Source organism: Labrys sedimenti (assembly GCF_034424805.1).
Lineage (GTDB): Bacteria > Pseudomonadota > Alphaproteobacteria > Rhizobiales > Labraceae > Labrys > Labrys sedimenti.
Genome location: NZ_JAXOUF010000023.1, coordinates 15,935 through 33,006 on the forward strand (window position 1 = coordinate 15,935; position 17,072 = coordinate 33,006).

Sequence of the window (17,072 nt, forward strand, 5' to 3'; positions counted from 1 at the left end):
GTATGTCAATGCATTCTCTTCCCCTTTGGAGTGCCCGATGTCCAATCCTTACAGCCAGATCTTTCGAGCGCCGGGGGCAAAGGCCTTCGCGGCCGCCGGCTTCCTGGCGCGACTGCCGCTCGCGATGGTGACCATGGGGATCGTCGCCATGATCTCCCAGACCCATGGTGAATATTGGCTGGCCGGCGCCGTATCGGCCACTTTCGCCCTCGGCAATGCCTTCATGTCCCCGCAGATCTCCCGGCTGGTGGATCGCTACGGCCAGAGCCGGGTCCTCGTTCCCGCCGCCAGCCTGTCGGTTGCCGCCTTTTCTATTCTGCTGCTGGCCGCACATTTCAACTGGCCGGCCTGGGTCCTGTTCGCCGCGGCGCTGTTCGCCACCACCATGCCCAGCATGCCGGCCATGGTCAGGGCTCGCTGGTCGGAGCTTTATCGCGACACGCCCCAACTGCACACGGCCTTCGCCTTCGAATCGGTAGCCGACGAGGTCGTCCACATGGCTGGATCGATCCTCTCGGTCGGCCTGAGCGTGGCCTGGTTCCCGGAAGCCGGTCCCCTGGTCTCGACCGTGTTTCTTGCCGTCGGCACGGCGCTGTTCGTGGTGCAGAAATCCACCGAGCCGCCCGTCCGGCTCGCCGAAGGCGGCGGTTCCTCGGCCATCCGCCTGCCGTCGGTGCAGATCCTGACCTTCGTCTTGGTTGCCATCGGCACCATCTTCGGAACGGCCGAGGTCACCGTGATCGCTTTCACCAGGCAATTGGGGCAGGCCGGTGCGGCCAGCTTCGTGCTCGCCGGCTATGCTGCAGGCTCGCTCGTCGTCGGCCTGGTATTCGGGGCGCTGAAGCTGAGGATGGCGCTCGAGCGCCAGTTCGTGATCGCCATTGCGGTCGCCGCGGCCACCACCATGCCGCTGCTGTTCGTCTCCAATGTAGGGATGCTGGCGCTGTTGCTGTTCCTGTCCGGTGTGTCGATCTCGCCGACGCTGATCACCGCGATGGGCCTGATCGAGCGGCATGTCCCGGCGGCCAAGCTCACGGAGGGGATCACCTGGGCGATGACCGGCATCGGCATCGGCATGGCGGCCGGGTCCTTCGCCTCGGGCTGGGTCATCGACCGTTTTGGCGCCGCCGACGGCTTCTGGATCTCGCTTGCAGCCGGCATCGTTGCGCTGACGGCTGCACTGCTGGGTTCGTGCCGGTTGACGCCAGTATCGAAGGAGGACGGGCTCTGCGCGGCCGCTGCCTGATCAGAATCGAGCGTTAACCGAATATCAAGACTTCTGCGATAGCCTCGCTGCCATTCCAGCTTGCTGGATGTTCGAGTGGCTCCTGTTCACTCTGTTTGACGCCTCCCTGTTTCGACTTGGACAAGCCGCGATATCTTATCGCGGCTTCTTTTTATGCCGATGTTCCGTCGCAGGCACATGTCCAAAACAAAAGCGGGCCCGAAGGCCCGCTAGCGTCGATATCCGAATGTTTGTTCTTAGCGCTTGAAGCTGATGCCAGCGAAACGCTGGTTGAACTTCGACACGCGGCCAGCGCGGTCGAGGAGCTGCTGCGAACCGCCGGTCCAAGCCGGATGGGTCTTGGGGTCGATGTCGAGCTGAAGGGTGTCGCCTTCCTTGCCCCAGGTCGAGTGGGTGTAGAACTCGGTGCCGTCGACGAAGACAACCTTGATCTTGTGGTAGTCGGGATGAATGTCGGCCTTCATGGGGTCAAATCCTGCTCTGTGCCGGAGCGCTACCCCGGTCGGACAAGTCAAATTCGAATGAGTGGGCGGCTCGATAGCGCAATTTCGGTCCGGATACAAGCACTGGCCCCGCATTTCTCACATGCGGAAACCGCCTTTCTGCGCGGGCTACAGCAACGTTCCCCTCAGAATGACCAGGGCAACGGTGAAGTAGATGACGAGACCGGTCACATCGACCAGCGTGGCCACCAGGGGGGCCGAGGCGCTGGCGGGGTCGAAGCCGACCTTCTTGAGAAGGAAAGGCAGCATGGAACCGGTCAGCGAGCCGAAAGTGACGATCGCCGTGAGGGCGCAGCCGATGGTCAGGGCCAGCAACGCCCAATGCGGCCCGTAATCGTAGAAGCCGGCCTTCTGCCAGACCACGATGCGCACGATGCCGATCAACCCGAGGATGGCGCCGAGCACGATGCCGGTGGGCAGCTCGCGCAGGGCCACACGCCACCAATCCTTCAGTTTCACCTCGCTCAGCGCCAGCGCACGGATGAGCAGGGAGGTCGCCTGCGAGCCGGAATTGCCGCCTGAAGACATGATGAGCGGGATGAACAGGGTGAGCACCACCGCCTTCTCGAGTTCGCCCTCGAAAAATTGCATGGCGCTCGCCGTGAGCATCTCGCCGAGCAGCAGCACCGACAGCCAGCCAGCGCGTTTCTTGATCATCGACCAGAAGCCGATCTGGTCATAGGGGTCGTCGAGGGCTTCCATGCCGCCGAACTTCTGGGCGTCCTCGGTGCCTTCGGCCACGATGGCGTCGATGATGTCGTCGAAAGTGCAGATGCCGATGACATGCATGGCATCGTCGACCACCGGCACGGCCAGAAGGTCGTATTTGGCGATCAGCCTTGCCACTTCCTCGCGGTCGGCCGTGGGGGCGACGGTGATCGGCTTGTCGAAACGGGCGGCCGTCAGCACCGAGGCTTTGGGGTCGGCCGTGATCAGCCGGCGCAGTGCCACGGCCTTCAGGAGCTGGCGGGTCTTGGGATCGAGGACATAGACCGAATAGATCGTCTCGCGCGTGCGCTCGACCCGGCGGATGTGGTCGAGCGTCTGCTCCACCGTCCAGGACGAGGGCACGGAGACGAACTCGGTGGTCATCAGCGCGCCGGCGGTGTCCTCGGGGTAGGACAGCAGCCTGTCGAGCGAGGCGCGGGTCTCGGGATCGAGCCGGTTGAGCAGATCGGTGCGCGGCGGATCGTCCATGTAGCGGAAGACATCCGCCACACGGTCCGAGGACATGCCGGCCATCAGCTTGAGCGCCCGTTCGGCGGGCAGGGCCTCGATCAGTGCGGCGGGATCATCCAGGCCGGGCTGGTCGAGCACTTCGATCGCGCGCTCGTCGGGCAGGTGCACGAGGACGCGAGCCTGCTCCTCGATCTCCTGCTCGTTGAGCAACTCGACGATGTCGGCTACGTGCTCGAGGCCAAGGCACACCTCGAGAATGTCGCGGTCAGCGACGTCAACCGTCTTTTCAGCCAGGTCTTCCATGGCTCTTCCTTCCTCTCGGCCGTTGCCAGCCGGAAGGAGGAGCCCGCGAACGGTCAGTCCTTACAAGCCGTCAACGGCGCGAACATTCGACTGCTACTGTCGCTTGGCATGATCTCGTTGATCTCGTGGGGCCCGGCCAGGGACGATTCCTTTGGAATAAATCCAAAGGCCGGAACAATCGCGACTTGCGCCTCTGCGCCGTCGCAGTCAAGCGCTTTTTTGCACTGCGCGATAATATGGAGAGCGCGGCAAACTGAAGCGGTTTGGGCCGGTGCGATTGCAGCCGCGCCCACAGCGGGGCATTGTCCCGCGCGCTCGAAAGGAAGAACAGTACGTGGCCACGGAAACTGACCCGAAAATCCGAGAGAATACCGCGGAAACCGCCAGGAACAGCCGGTCTCTGCGCCCTTTGGCGGCGCTGGCACCTTATGCCCTGGCCTATCGCGGCCGCATCGTGCTGGCTTTCCTGGCTTTGACGGTGGCGGCGGCGGCAACGCTGGTGGTGCCGGTCGCCATGCGCCGCATGATCGATTTCGGCTTCTCGGTGGGACATGCCGCCGCCATCGATTCCTACTTCCTGGCCATGACAGGCGTGGTGCTTATTCTCGCCTTGGCCAGTGCGGCCCGTTACTATCTGGTGATGACCCTCGGCGAGCGCGTGGTCGCAGACATCCGTACTGCCGTCTTTGCCCATCTCACCCAGCTTTCGCCTCTGTTCTTCGACACGGTCAAGACCGGTGAAGTGCTCTCGCGCCTCACGGCGGACACCACGCAGATCAAGGCCGCCTTCGGCTCCTCCGCTTCCGTTGCGCTGCGCAACCTCTTCCTGTTTGCCGGGGCCGTGGTGATGATGGTGTGGACCAGCCCCAAGCTTTCGGCGCTGGTGCTGATCGCCATTCCGCTGATCGTGCTGCCGCTGGTCGCCTTTGGCCGGTCCGTGCGCACCCGCTCGCGCAAGGCGCAGGACACACTGGCCAACGCCTCCGCCTATGCCAGCGAGATCATCGGCGCAATGCGCGTGGTGCAGGCCTTCACGGCCGAACGGCTTGCCATCGGGCGTTTCTCGGGTGAAGTGGAAAATGCCTATCAGGCTGCCGCGACCTCGACCCGCTCGCGCGCGGTGCTGACGGCGATCGCGCTGTTCCTGGTGTTCGCCTCGGTGGTCGGCGTGCTCTGGCTCGGCGCCCATGACGTGGTCGCCGGCACCATGACGGCCGGCACGTTGTCGCAATTCGTGCTTTATGCGGTGTTCGGCGCCGGCGCCCTTTCGGAGCTCGGCCAGGTCTGGGCGGAAATCGTACAGGCGGCCGGCGCCGCAGAGCGCCTGGGTGAGCTTCTCGGCGAAAGGCCGGCGATCTCGGCGCCCGCCCGGCCGCTTGCCCTCCCCGAGCCGGCGCGCGGTGCCGTCGCCTTCGAGGGCGTGACCTTCGCCTATCCCACCCAGCCGGACAAGCCGGTGCTGCATGATGTCGATCTTGCCGTGAGGGCGGGCGAGACGGTTGCCATCGTCGGACCGTCCGGCGCGGGCAAGAGCACGCTGTTCCAGCTCCTGCTGCGCTATTACGATCCCCAGTTCGGGCACGTGAGGCTGGACGGGGTGGCACTGCCGCAGACCGACCCCAAGCGCGTGCGCCAGCGCATCGCCGTGGTGGCGCAGGACCCGGTGGTCTTCGCGGCGACCGCCCGCGACAATATCCGTTTCGGCCGTCCCGATGCCAGCGATGCCGAGGTGGAGGAAGCGGCCCGCCTGGCTGCGGCCGACAGCTTCATCCGTGCCATGCCGCAGGGCTACGATACCCCGATCGGCGAGCGCGGCGTGACGCTGTCAGGCGGCCAGCGCCAACGCATCGCCATCGCCCGCGCCATCCTCAAGGATGCGCCCGTGCTGCTTCTCGACGAGGCGACCTCGGCGCTCGATTCCGAAAGCGAGAAGGCGGTCCAGGCGGCCCTCGATGGCCTGATGACCGAGCGTACCACGCTGGTGATCGCCCATCGCCTGGCCACGGTGCAGGCCGCCGATCGCATCATCGTGCTCGATGATGGTCGCATCGTTGAAGAGGGCACGCACGAGGCCCTGGTGGCACGCGGCGGCCTCTATGCGCGGCTGGCGCAGCTGCAGTTCAGGGATGCAGCCTGAGACAAGCGGTGTGCCGGTCTTCAGAACGGCATTTCCCCTATCGATGTACGCGGTGTTTCCGCGGACGCCGATCTGAAGATCGGCACACCAACTGCGCTGTTATCGTCCCGCAGCGTTCACGACGCGGCAGATGTGGGAGCGCAGGGCGTCCTGCGTGGCGATCTGGCCGGCCTGCACATGGAATTGCAGATCGATGCGGGTGCCGTTGCCGGTCTTGCGGGCGGTGACGCGGATGGTCTGGAGACGGCCGTTGTTGGCGCTGTCCTGGTCGGCGATCAGCACGCCGGCCCGCTTGTCGACGCTGACGACGTCGATGCCTTCGGCGGACAAGGCGCGCCCGACATTGTCGAGGGCCTTGGCGGGGGCGACCTTGGGAAAGACGGCCCAGGTCGAGTAAGTCAGGCCGGTGAGCAGGGGAACGCCGGAGGTCTTGAGGTTCTGCGCGCAGCTCTGGGCTACAGCAGGCGATGCAGCGAGGAGTGCGAGCGCGGCGGCGCCGGCGAGATATTTCAGCATGGGACTGTCTCTGTCTGCCGCCCGGGGCGGCTGGGCTGGAGGAGGTCGCCGCTACGCCTGCAGAGGCACTGCGACGATTGCTGCATAGTTCACCGTCCGCGAGCTGAACAGGGGCAATTCAAGGTGAGAAAAGATGGTGTTTCGCCGGTGACACTATCGAAGTGGTTCCGGTTGGCGACCTCTGCGGTTGGCGCCATCGCGATCATCCGCCAGGGCGATACGGAGCATTTCTTGGCGGAACCACTCGCGACGTGAAAAAGGCCGGTCGAGAGACCGGCCTTTTTCGGATTGGATGTCACGGCCCATCAGGCCGAGGGGGCTGGTTCCATGCCGCCTTCCGGCTGCGGCGGACGGCGCGGCTTGCCGGCAGAAATGGCCGAGCCCCGCGTCGTCTGGGGCTCCTCCAGCGGATCGCGTGACGGCGGCTTGCCGTTGAGGAGGTCGCGGATCTCGTCGCCGGTCAGCGTCTCATATTCGAGCAGCGCCTGGGCCAGGGCTTCGAGGTCATCCCGCTTCTCGGTGAGGATGTGCTTGGCATCGTCCCAGCCCTGGTTGATCAGGCGGCGCACTTCGGCGTCGATCTTCTGGGACGTCGCCTCGGACACGCTCTGCGTGCGGCCCATGGACATGCCGAGGAAGACCTCGTCCTGGTTCTCGCCATACATCACGGTACCGAGCTCGTCCGAATAGCCGTAGCGGGTGACCATGGCTTTTGCCATGCGCGTGGCCTGCTCGATGTCGCCAGCGGCGCCGGAGGTGATGTTCTCCTTGCCGAAGATCATCTCCTCGGCCACGCGACCACCCATGGCGACGGCGAGCTGGGAGGTAAACTCGATATATTTCATCGAGTAGCGATCGCCCTCGGGCAGGAACTTCACCATGCCGAGCGCGCGGCCGCGCGGGATGATCGTGGCCTTGTGCACCGGGATGCCCTTGGGCACGTTGAGGCCGACGATGGCATGGCCCGCCTCGTGGTAGGCGGTGAGGCGCTTTTCCTCTTCCGACATAGCCATGGTCTTGCGCTCGGCACCCATCAGGATCTTGTCCTTGGCGTCCTCGAACTCAAGATGGGTGACCATGCGCTTGTTGCGGCGCGCCGCGAGCAGGGCGGCCTCGTTGACGAGGTTCATCAGGTCCGCACCGGAGAAACCGGGCGTGCCGCGGGCGATGATCTTGAGGTCGACGTCGGGGGCGAGCGGAACCTTGCGCACATGCACGCGCAGGATCTTCTCGCGGCCCGAGAGGTCGGGGTTCGACACCACGATCTGACGGTCGAAGCGGCCGGGACGCAGCAAGGCAGGATCGAGCACGTCGGGGCGGTTGGTCGCCGCGATGATGATGATGCCCTCATTGGTCTCGAAGCCGTCCATCTCGACCAGCAGCTGGTTCAGCGTCTGCTCGCGCTCGTCATTGCCGCCGCCGAGGCCCGCGCCGCGATGGCGGCCGACCGCGTCGATTTCGTCGATGAAGATGATGCAGGGCGCATTCTTCTTGGCCTGCTCGAACATGTCGCGCACGCGGCTGGCGCCGACGCCCACGAACATCTCGACGAAGTCGGAACCGGAAATGGTGAAGAAGGGCACATTGGCTTCGCCGGCGACGGCACGCGCCGTCAGCGTCTTGCCGGTGCCAGGGGGGCCGACCAGCAGCACGCCGCGCGGAATGCGGCCGCCCAGGCGCTGGAACTTCTGGGGATCGCGCAGGAACTCGACGATCTCCTGCAGGTCCTCCTTGGCCTCGTCGATGCCGGCGACGTCATCAAAGGTGACGCGGCCATGGGCCTCGGTCAGCAGCTTGGCCTTGGACTTGCCGAAGCCCATGGCCTTGCCGCCGGCGCCCTGCATCTGGCGGGACAGGAAGATCCACACGCCGATCAGCGCCAGGATCGGCAGAGCCTGCAGCAGCAACTGCAGGAGCCACGGTGTTTCGGCGGGCGGGGCGGCGCTGACCTGCACGTTGAGGTCGTTCAGCGTCTTGGCCAGATTCGGATCATTGGGCAACTGGGTGGTGAAGCCTGTGCCACCATTGACGTAGGTGCCCTTGAGCTCGCTGCCCTGGATGGTGACATCCTTGATTTTGCCTTCCTTGGCGGACTTCACCAATTCCGAATAGGAGATCGAGCCGTCGGCGGCGGCGCTCTGGCTGCCCGTCTGCCGGAACAGGGTGAAGAGTGCCAGCAGCAGCAGCACGACAATCACCCAAAGCGCAAAATTTCGGAAGTTCGCGTTCATCTCTCGCCTTTCGCGGCGGACGGCCTGCCTTCTGCAGGAGACGCCACAGCATATCGCGGCTAAAATAGGCACAGGCGAGCCAAATGCCAAGGCAAGCCGGTGGGATAGATAGCCCTGCGCTCCCTTATAGAAGTGCCGAGGGCTTGTCACGGTGAAGATTCGAGTGGCGCATGCGCCACTAATTTCTTGAAATAGGCCATTATTTTGCCGCTTCTAGGGCAAGGCTGGCGGAAAATGACAATTTCTACATCTTGGTTTTCGTGATGCCGCGCCGGCGTTCGGGCTCGCGGGTAACCTGGAGATTGCCGGACTTGTCCAGCCGCAGCAGCGTGCCGCCGAGGCTGCGCTGCCAGGGGCCACCCTGACCCTCCCTCGCGTCGAGAGCCTGGTCGAGCGCCGCCGCCAGCGCCTCCAGGCGCTCGAGGCGCAGGCCATAGGCCGACCCCCGGCTCTTGTCCCGCATATCGAGCACGGCCCGCTCCAGGATGCGCAGTCTGATATCGGCAGGACAGGCCGCAAGGCCGTGGCCGTCGAGCCGCAGGCAGTCTTGCTCCCGATGAACGAGCACCTCGAAACGCTCGGCTGCGATGGCTTCCAGCGCGTCACCGCTGCGTGCGGCCCGGCGGGCGAGCAGGCCCAGGCGCTCCGGATCGAGGCCGAACGGGGCAAGTTGGGCGAGAAGAGCGCGCAGGCGTACGCGCTCGAATCGGGCATTGCGATTGGACGGGTCCTCGAGCCAGGCCATGCCGGCGGCCTGGAGGGTCGCTACCAGCCGGGCTCGGGTCGTGCCGAGCAGGGGGCGGATGAGGCTGAGACCAGCCAGAGGCACGACGGGGCGCATCGCGGCCAGGCCGTCGACGGCAGAGCCGTGCATCAGGCGCATCAACACGGTTTCGGCCTGGTCGTCGAGCGTATGGGCCGTGGCGATCGCATCCGCTCCGATTTCGGCCGCGGTTTCAGACAGCAGGGCATAACGGGCGTTGCGGGCAGCTTCCTGCAGGCGTGCGGCCGGCTTGCTGCCCTCCCAGCGCCTGACGATGCAGGGCAGGCCGAGTTCCGCGGCCTTCGTGGCAACGATACGGCATTCCCCAGCGCTTTCGGGACGCAGGGCGTGATCGATGCTTGCGACGGTGAGGCGGGTTTGCGGGTCTTGCTCGCGCCAGCGTGCGGCCAGCAACATCAGGGCGGTGGAATCGGCGCCCCCCGAGACCGCGAGGATGACATGCGTGCGATTGCCGAAATCGGCAAAGAGGGTGCGAAGCTCTCCCAGGGCAATGGGTGCGGACAAGGTACGGCTCCCGGATGCATGACTGGCATCCGCCATGGCGGTGTCCCGGGCGCCGAAGGCCGGGATCACCCGACCTTGCAGGCGTTCTTCTTGATCTCGCGATCGGCACCGCTGAGAATGGTCGGGCCGGCCTTGGGATATTTGCTGCCGACGGCCTGGAGCGCGGCGCAGGCCGCATCCTTCTCGCCCATGGCCGCCAATGTGATGCCGAGCTTGAGCATGCTCGCCGGGGCGCGCCTGGAATTGGCGTAGCTCTTGGTGACCTTCAGGAACTGCTCGGCTGCGTCGGTATATTGCTTGCGCTGATAGAGGCTCTCGCCGATCCAATGCACGGCGTCGGGCACGCGCTTGTCCTTGGGGTGGCTGGCGATGAAGTTGCGAAAGGCAGCCTCGGCCTGATCGTAGCGCTGGGTCTCGATCAGGCGATAGTCGGCGGCATATTCGGCTTCCGGGGTTGCCGGGGCCGTGGGTGCCGGCTCGGCGCCGGCATTGGGTTCATTGCTCGCCATCGGCCGCGACGTGTCGACGGCAATGCCCGGCAGGCCGGGGGAGACGGTGGAATTGCGTGGGCGCGGCGTCGATGGCGGCGGAGCCTGATCGGGAACGTCGCTGGTGGAGTCCTGCATGGCGACGTCGTTGCCGCCGCCGGCGGGAAGGCTGCCCAGGGAATTGGGCTGCGTGGCGGGGGGAGCGTTCTGCCCGCTCTTCTGGCGCGAGGGCGCGCTGGGGGCCGGCTTCGGAGCGGACGCCTTGCCGCCGCCTTCGAGAGCCTGCAGGCGATATTCGGTATCCTCCTGCTGGCGCTTCATGTCATCCTGGAGGCGGCGCACCTGGGATTGCAGATCCTCGACGGTGCCAAGCAGCCGGCGGTTCTCGCCCTCCAGCCGCTGTACGCGCACGAGGAGATCGCCCATGGTGGATTCCTGGGCCACGACATAGCCGCCTTGTGACGCGCTGGGCGCCGCGGCTGTGGCCGCCGTGGGCTGCTCATAGGTCGAGCCGGTGACGTTGCCGTCATACTCGGTTTGGGCAGGGTAGGTGGCTTGGGCTGGCGGCTGGGGATAGGGCTGGTCGGGCGTGTAGCCATTATCCTGCGCGGACTGGTCTTGCCCGACGCTGCCAGGCGGCATCAGTCCCTCGTCATAGGACGCTGCGCGCACCAGGCCCGAGGGCAGGGCCAGGGTCACGGCCAGCAAAAGCGCGGCGGAAGCGGGGCGGAGCATAGGGCGGCTCATTCGGTTGCAATCAATCCAAAGCGTTCTGCGATCTGGCGGAATCGCCGTAAATCGCAAGGATGGGTCGAAACTCGGCATTCGAGCAAGGCGTGCTCTCATCACAACGCATCATGCTCCGGTCACGTCGATACCACACAGGTCAAGTCAGGCGAAACTTTGAACAAACGGCTTTCCCCATGATAGAAAAGGCGCAAACCCCGCCAAATTTCGGTGGCGTGCTTAACGATATCTGCCACAGGCTGCCTCTTCGGGTCTATTACGAAGACACCGATTTCTCCGGCATCGTCTATCACGCCAATTATCTGCGCTTCTTCGAACGCGGGCGGACCGAGTTCATCCGCGCGCTCGGGGTCGACCAGCTCGCCCTTCATCGTGAGGAGGGCATCGCCTTCGCCGTACGTTCGATTGAGGTCGGATTCCTGCGTCCTGCCTTGATGGACGACATCATCGAGGTGGAAACCAAGGCCGACGAGGTACGCGGGCCCTCGCTGCATCTCGAACAGATCATCCGGCGGGGCGACGAAGTCCTGACCACCGCCAAGGTGCTGGTGGTCTGTATCCGTAACGGCAGGCCGCAGCGCTTGCCGGAGAGTCTGCGCATTGTGCTGTCCAAGGCATAGTGCCTCGCAGCGTGAACGCTTTTTGGCTCCAACATTTTGTTTCAACACTTCTTGGCGATCTGGGTCGTTGTCCTCAAATCGCAGAACGTTTCAGTCGGTATCAGTAATTGCTCGACGTTGAAGTCGCGGCCATCAATGTTGCGGTGCATCGTAAATAAGAATTCGCGAATCGAGGCCGGCCGTAACCCGACATTAACGGTACCGATGATCAATAGGCCTGGAATCCGCCGCGTATCGCGGTTGGGAAGGGGTGCCGTACTGCGGTCACATTCAAACGTCAAAAGGAGCCCGTGACGCCTGGAGTTGTTGCTCTGCACAATCAGGCGCGTGGATTTCCCGAGTAGTGTTTGGTGTGTGCCGGGGCGGCGCCTGAGGCAGGCTTGATCTTGGCTTGAAGCTCAGGATCGAGATCGGGCTCGCCGAGTATTGCTGCGAATATGCCGATCTTGCGCGGATCTGCCTAGCTACGAATGTGCCGATCCCCTGCGGACCGGATAGACTGAGAAGACGCCGATCCACGGGATCGGCTTTGGCCCGCCGGCCTCAGGACGAGGAATTGAAGGAATGGAAGCGACCGCCGATATGGCCCAGACGGCCCTGGCTCCGGTAACCGATGTGAGCTTGCTCGGATTGATCATGAATGCCGGTCTGGTCGTCCAGATCGTCATGCTGGGTCTGATGGCAGCCTCGGTATGGTGCTGGGCCATCATCATCGACAAGGCCATCCTGTTCTCCCGGTCGCGTGCCGCGATGAACCGCTTCGAGCAGGTGTTCTGGTCGGGCCAGAGCCTGGAAGAACTCTATCGGTCCTTGTCGCAGCGTCAGAACTACGGCATGGCCGGCTTGTTCGTCTCGGCTATGCGCGAGTGGAAGCGCTCTCTCGAATCGCCCGGCCGCTCCTTCCTCGGCCTGCAGGCCCGCATCGAGAAGGTGATGGATGTCACCGTTCAGCGCGAGGTGGAACGTCTTGAATCCAAGCTCCTGGTGCTCGCCACTGTCGGTTCCTCCAGCCCGTTCATCGGCCTGTTCGGCACGGTCGTCGGCATCATGACCGCCTTCCAGTCGATCGCGGCCACCAAGAACACCTCGCTGGCAGCGGTGGCGCCCGGCATTTCCGAGGCGCTGTTCGCTACGGCGATGGGCCTGGTCGCCGCCATTCCCGCGGTGATCGCCTACAACAAGTTCAACGCGGAAGTCGCCAAGCAGCAGGCTCGCCTGGAAGGCTTTGCCGACGAATTCTCCGCCATCCTGTCGCGCCAGATCGACGAGCGCCTGGCCGCCTGAGCGGCCGCCTCGTTCCGGTCCTTCATTCAAGGAAAGCATCATGGGTGGAAGTGTTGCGACAGGATCCGGCGGCTCGGGCGGCGGGACGCGCCGCCGGCGCCGTCACAAGGCGCCGATCGCCGATATCAACATGACGCCGTTCATCGACGTCATGCTGGTGCTGCTCATCATCTTCATGGTCGCCGCACCGCTGCTGACCCAGGGCGTCGATATCGATCTGCCGCAGACCCAGGCGAAGGCCATCTCGGTGGACAAGCGCCCGATCACCGTCTCCATCAAGGCTGACGGCCAGTCCTATCTGAACGACAGCGACAAGCCGGAGCCTGATCTGCTCGGTCGCCTCAAGGCGATGACGGAGAACGGGGCCGGGGCGGAAGAGCGTATCTTCGTCAAGGGCGACGGCAAGGCGAGCTGGGATCAGATCGCCAAGGTGATGAGCGACATCACCGGCGCCGGGTTCAAGAAGGCAGCGCTGGTGACCCAGCCGCAGAGCTAGAAACGGGAATGCTCGCACTTCCCTCGTTTCGGCTGATGCTCACACTGACAGGCGGGCGGCACGGAGACGGGGTAACTTGGCGACGTCGCGGAATATCGAGCAGGCGATGACGTCGGGATTGGGGTTTGAAAGGCCGGTTTGAGTACGATGCGTGATTATGGACTTCCCGTTTCGGCGGCGGTGCATGTAGTTTTGCTGGGAGCGTTGCTGTTCGCGTTTCCGGCCGCCAAGCCGCTCGACTCGGCCCCGGCCGTCCCGGTGGACATGGTCACGCCGGAACAATACGACCAGATCATGAAGGGCGATCCGACACCGTCGGCCAGTGGTGGCGGCGGGCAGGAAGCGCCGCAGCAGGTGCAGGCTCCGCCGACACCGCCTTCGCGTGACGTGCCGGATGCCGAAGTCGCCGACACGTCCGACGCCGCCCCGCCGCCCTCGCCGACGCCCAAGCCCGATCCGAAACCGGACACGCAGGCCCTCGCCAAGCTGGCGCAGGCTGCTGCCGCTGCCGAGGCGGCTGCCAAGGCGCAGGAGCAGGCCAAGGCCGCTGCCGCAGCGAAGGCCGCGCAGGCCAAGGCGGACGCCGTCGCGAAGGCGGCCCAGGCCAAGGCTGCCGCCGATGCCGCTGCCAAGGCGCAGGCCGAGGCTCGTGCCGAGCTTGCCGCCAAGGCCGAGGCTGCGGCCAAGGAAGCGGCGGAGGCCGAGCGCCAGCAGAAGCTCGCCGAGGCGGCTGAAGCGGCCAAGAAGGCGGAAGCCGACAAGCAGCGCAAGGTTGCCGAGGCTGAGGCTGCCAAGAAGGCGGAAGCCGACAAGCAGCGCAAGATTGCCGAGGCCGAGGCAGCCAAGAAGGCGGAAGCCGAGAAGCAGCGCAAGCTCGCCGAAGCTGAGGCTGCGAAGAAGGCCGAGGCCGAGAAGCAGAAGCAGCTGGCGGACGCCAAGGCCAAGGCTGACGCCGAGCGCCAGGCTGCCATCGACAAGGCCATTGCCGACAAGAAGGCCGAGGCGGCCAAGCAGGCGGCCGCGGCCAAGAACGCCAAGCAGCTCGACGGCATCGATGGCATCCTGGCCAAGCGCAAGGCCAAGGAAGGCCCGCAGGTGGCAAGCAATGGCCCCGCCACGACGCCGAGCAAGCCGTCTGGCCGCGCTGGTAATACCCGCGACAATGTCAACCAGACTGGGACGACCGGCAGACAGGATGCCAATGCGCCCAGGCTCAGCCTGAGCGAACAGGCTGCGATGGGGCGGATGGTCGAGAAGCAGGTAACGCGTTGCATGCCGCCGAACTTCGGCGTGAATGCAGGCTCGGCCTTTGCCAAGGTCAAGCTGTCGATGAACTCCGACGGTACCCTCGCCGCTGCCCCGAGCTTGGTGAATTCGAGTGATGCCGCGACCGGCAATGCCCTGATCCGGGCGATCAAGCGCTGTATCACCGCCGATAACCCCCTGCCGTTCAATCCGCAGACCTACGCGGCATGGAAAGAATTCAACTACACCCATGAACCCGGCGGCTTCTGATCTTCCGGGCAACATGGCCGAACGTGACGAGAGACACATGCGAATGAATCTGAATCGACGCGGATTTATGCAGGCCAGCGCTGGGGCGATTTCTGCGCTCGCAGGCCTCGCGACCGTGCCGGCCTGGGCGCAGTCGGCTGCTCCCATCCTGGAACTCAGGGGCCGAGGTCAGGGCGGTATCCAGCCCGTCTCGGTTGCCGTCATGGGCATCAGCGGCAGTGGGCGCGATCTTTCCGGCATCATCAGCAACGATCTCAGCCGCTCCGGCCTGTTCCAGCCGATCGATTCCAAGGCCTTCGTCGAACAGGTCGGCCCCAATGCCACGCCGAATTTCGGTAGCTGGCAGACGCTCAACGCACAGGTAGTCGTCGCAGGCCAAGTGGTGCCCGCAGGCGGCGGCCTCGGCATCCAGGTTCGGGTCTGGGATGTCGCGCAGGGTAAGCAGATTGCCGGCCAGCAGTTCTCCGCACCGGCCAACAGCTGGCGGAGACTGGGCCATGTCGCTGCCGATGCCGTGTTCAAGGCGGTAACAGGCGAACCCGGTCCCTTCGACACGCGCATTGCCTTCATCTCCGAATCCGGGTCCAAGGACAAGCGGGTGAAGCGCCTCGCTGTGATGGACCAGGACGGTGCCAACACCGTCTATCTCAGCCGCGGCACCGATCTGGTGTTGACGCCCCGCTTCTCGCCGACCACGCAGGAACTGACCTATCTTTCCTTCGCCGATGCCGATCCGCGCGTCTTCCTGACCAATGTCCAGACCGGCCAGCGCCAGGTTGTCGGCAACTTCCCCGGCATGACCTTCTCGCCGCGCTTTTCGCCGGACGGCCGCAAGGTCATCATGAGCCTGGAGAAAAACGGTTCCTCGACCATCCAGCTGCTCAACCTGCAGACGAAACAGGCGACGCAGCTCACCAATGGCAGCGCGATCGATACCTCGCCTTCCTATTCGCCGGATGGCGGCCGTATCGTGTTCGAGTCCGATCGCGGCGGCACCCAGCAGATCTACATCATGGGTGCCGACGGCTCAAACCAGCAGCGCATCACCTCCGGCGAGGGCGGTGCCCGCTACTCCACGCCGGTCTGGTCGCCCCGCTCCGACCTGATCGCCTTCACCCGCCAGAAGGGGGGGCAGTTCGGCATCGGCATCATGAATCCCGACGGTTCGGGCGAGCGCATGATCACCGAGGGCTTCCACAATGAAGGCCCGACCTGGGCGCCGAACGGCCTCTATCTGATGTGGTTCCGCGATCTCGGCCAGGGTCCGCAGCTCTGGCAGGCCTCGATCTTCGGCACGCCCGAGCAGCGGGTGCCGACGCAGGGCTTTGCCTCTGACCCGGCTTGGTCTGCTTCCCTGTCCAAACAGGCCTGACGCAAGAGGCAGGCTCCCGAGGCGCGGGCAACCTGGCCCGTGCACGCGAAAGTTCCCCTCTCCGGTTTCAACGCCGGGGAGGGGTTTTTATTTGGCCCGGGATGACGCTTCCTGAGCGCCAGGCTCGATTTCGGGCCAATCCTCGGTCGGGTCTTCTTCCTTGCTCGCCGCGAGGGCCTTCAGGCGGCGCGCATAGCGCTGGGCCAGGATGGCGCAGGTCATCAGCTGGATCTGGTGGAACAGCATCAGCGGCAGCACGATCGCCCCGATATTCTGGCCGGCGAAGATCACGGTTGCCATCGGCACGCCGGTGGCCAGGCTCTTCTTGGAGCCGCAGAACACGATGGTGATCTCGTCCTCCTTGGAAAAGCCCAGGCGACGGCTGCCATAGGTGGTGATCAGGAGCACCAAAGCGAGCAGGGCAGCATCGACGAACACCATGGTGAGCAGGGCCGTGGCCGAGAATTGCCGCCACAACCCGCCCGTGACGGCCTCGGAAAAGGCCAGATACACCACCATCAGGATCGAGCCGCGGTCAACGAATCCAAGCACGAAGCGGTGCCGGCGCACGAAGCCGCCGATCCAGGGCTGCAGCACCTGGCCGAGCACGAACGGCAGCAGGAGCTGGGTGACGATGGTGATCAGCACCGAGCCCGAAAAGCCCACGCCGCGCGAGGCGAAGAGCAGGCCGGCCAGCAGCGGCGTGATGAAGATGCCGAGAATGTTGGAGCCCGATGCCGCGCAGACGGCGGCCGGGACATTGCCGCCCGCTATCGAGGTGAAGGCGATCGAGGACTGCACCGTCGAGGGCAGGATGGCGAGAAAGAGGATGCCGCTGGCGAGCGTCGGTGTCAGCATCGACACCAGGCCATAATCGAGGACAAGCGCCAGCACCGGAAAGAGGGCATAGGTCGCGAGCAGGATGATCAGGTGCAAACGCCAATGCGACAGGCCCGCGATCACCGTGTCGCGCGAAAGCCTGGCGCCGTGCAGGAAGAAGAGCAGGGCGATCGCACCATTGGCCAGGGCTCCGAATATCTCGGCCGGCCGTCCTGAGATGGGCAGGAAGCTCGCCAACGCCACGACGCCCAGGAGCATCAGCATGAAATTGTCGGGGCGGAAGCGCGAGAGCAAGTTGATGACCACC

General features: G+C 64.8%; 14 protein-coding genes. 7 read left to right on the plus strand and 7 right to left on the minus strand.

Annotated features, from left to right (window positions below; genetic code table 11):
* The first annotated feature begins 37 nt into the window (after window positions 1-37).
* Window positions 38-1,246, plus strand: coding sequence for an MFS transporter (locus U1R88_RS31150; protein ID WP_322434802.1), 1,209 nt, complete (start codon window positions 38-40; stop codon window positions 1,244-1,246).
* A 236-nt stretch (window positions 1,247-1,482) separates the two neighbouring features.
* Here the strand turns inward: U1R88_RS31150 and rpmE are convergent, their stop codons facing one another.
* Window positions 1,483-1,710 (minus strand): 50S ribosomal protein L31, encoded by a 228-nt coding sequence (gene rpmE, locus U1R88_RS31155; protein ID WP_068285651.1) that lies wholly within the window; start codon window positions 1,708-1,710, stop codon window positions 1,483-1,485.
* 147 nt (window positions 1,711-1,857) lie between these two features.
* A complete protein-coding gene (mgtE, locus tag U1R88_RS31160) occupies window positions 1,858-3,231 on the minus strand; it encodes a magnesium transporter (RefSeq protein ID WP_068285652.1) in 1,374 nt (457 codons plus the stop codon).
* A 334-nt stretch (window positions 3,232-3,565) separates the two neighbouring features.
* Between mgtE and U1R88_RS31165 the strand changes: the two genes are divergently transcribed.
* On the plus strand, window positions 3,566-5,368 hold the full coding sequence (locus tag U1R88_RS31165) for an ABC transporter transmembrane domain-containing protein (protein WP_425545509.1): 1,803 nt from the start codon (window positions 3,566-3,568) through the stop codon (window positions 5,366-5,368).
* Window positions 5,369-5,467: 99 nt separating this feature from the next.
* Here the strand turns inward: U1R88_RS31165 and U1R88_RS31170 are convergent, their stop codons facing one another.
* From U1R88_RS31170 to ybgF, 4 genes are all read right to left on the minus strand, one after another.
* Complete coding sequence (locus tag U1R88_RS31170; RefSeq protein WP_082979612.1) at window positions 5,468-5,884, minus strand: hypothetical protein; 417 nt, start codon at window positions 5,882-5,884, stop codon at window positions 5,468-5,470.
* Window positions 5,885-6,189: 305 nt separating this feature from the next.
* Entirely contained in the window at window positions 6,190-8,115 is a 1,926-nt protein-coding gene (gene ftsH / locus U1R88_RS31175; RefSeq protein ID WP_068285654.1) for an ATP-dependent zinc metalloprotease FtsH, read from the minus strand.
* Window positions 8,116-8,359: 244 nt separating this feature from the next.
* Entirely contained in the window at window positions 8,360-9,403 is a 1,044-nt protein-coding gene (tilS, locus tag U1R88_RS31180; RefSeq protein ID WP_322434803.1) for a tRNA lysidine(34) synthetase TilS, read from the minus strand.
* Window positions 9,404-9,468: 65 nt separating this feature from the next.
* Window positions 9,469-10,626, minus strand: coding sequence for a tol-pal system protein YbgF (gene ybgF / locus U1R88_RS31185; protein ID WP_322434804.1), 1,158 nt, complete (start codon window positions 10,624-10,626; stop codon window positions 9,469-9,471).
* Between the two features lie 188 nt (window positions 10,627-10,814).
* On the opposite strand from ybgF, the gene ybgC reads away from it, so the two are divergent.
* From ybgC to tolB, 5 genes are all read left to right on the plus strand, one after another.
* Window positions 10,815-11,258, plus strand: a complete 444-nt coding sequence (gene ybgC / locus U1R88_RS31190; protein ID WP_322434805.1) for a tol-pal system-associated acyl-CoA thioesterase — start codon at window positions 10,815-10,817, stop codon at window positions 11,256-11,258.
* Between the two features lie 564 nt (window positions 11,259-11,822).
* On the plus strand, window positions 11,823-12,542 hold the full coding sequence (gene tolQ / locus U1R88_RS31195) for a protein TolQ (RefSeq protein WP_068285660.1): 720 nt from the start codon (window positions 11,823-11,825) through the stop codon (window positions 12,540-12,542).
* 40 nt (window positions 12,543-12,582) lie between these two features.
* Window positions 12,583-13,038, plus strand: coding sequence for an ExbD/TolR family protein (locus U1R88_RS31200; RefSeq protein ID WP_068285661.1), 456 nt, complete (start codon window positions 12,583-12,585; stop codon window positions 13,036-13,038).
* 147 nt (window positions 13,039-13,185) lie between these two features.
* Window positions 13,186-14,553, plus strand: a complete 1,368-nt coding sequence (gene tolA, locus U1R88_RS31205) for a cell envelope integrity protein TolA (RefSeq protein WP_322434840.1) — start codon at window positions 13,186-13,188, stop codon at window positions 14,551-14,553.
* A gap of 67 nt (window positions 14,554-14,620) precedes the next feature.
* Complete coding sequence (tolB, locus tag U1R88_RS31210) at window positions 14,621-15,925, plus strand: Tol-Pal system beta propeller repeat protein TolB (RefSeq protein ID WP_245314653.1); 1,305 nt, start codon at window positions 14,621-14,623, stop codon at window positions 15,923-15,925.
* 87 nt (window positions 15,926-16,012) lie between these two features.
* Here tolB and U1R88_RS31215 read toward each other — a convergent pair whose 3' ends face one another.
* On the minus strand, window positions 16,013-17,029 hold the full coding sequence (locus U1R88_RS31215) for a bile acid:sodium symporter family protein (protein ID WP_322434841.1): 1,017 nt from the start codon (window positions 17,027-17,029) through the stop codon (window positions 16,013-16,015).
* Window positions 17,030-17,072: the final 43 nt, after the last annotated feature.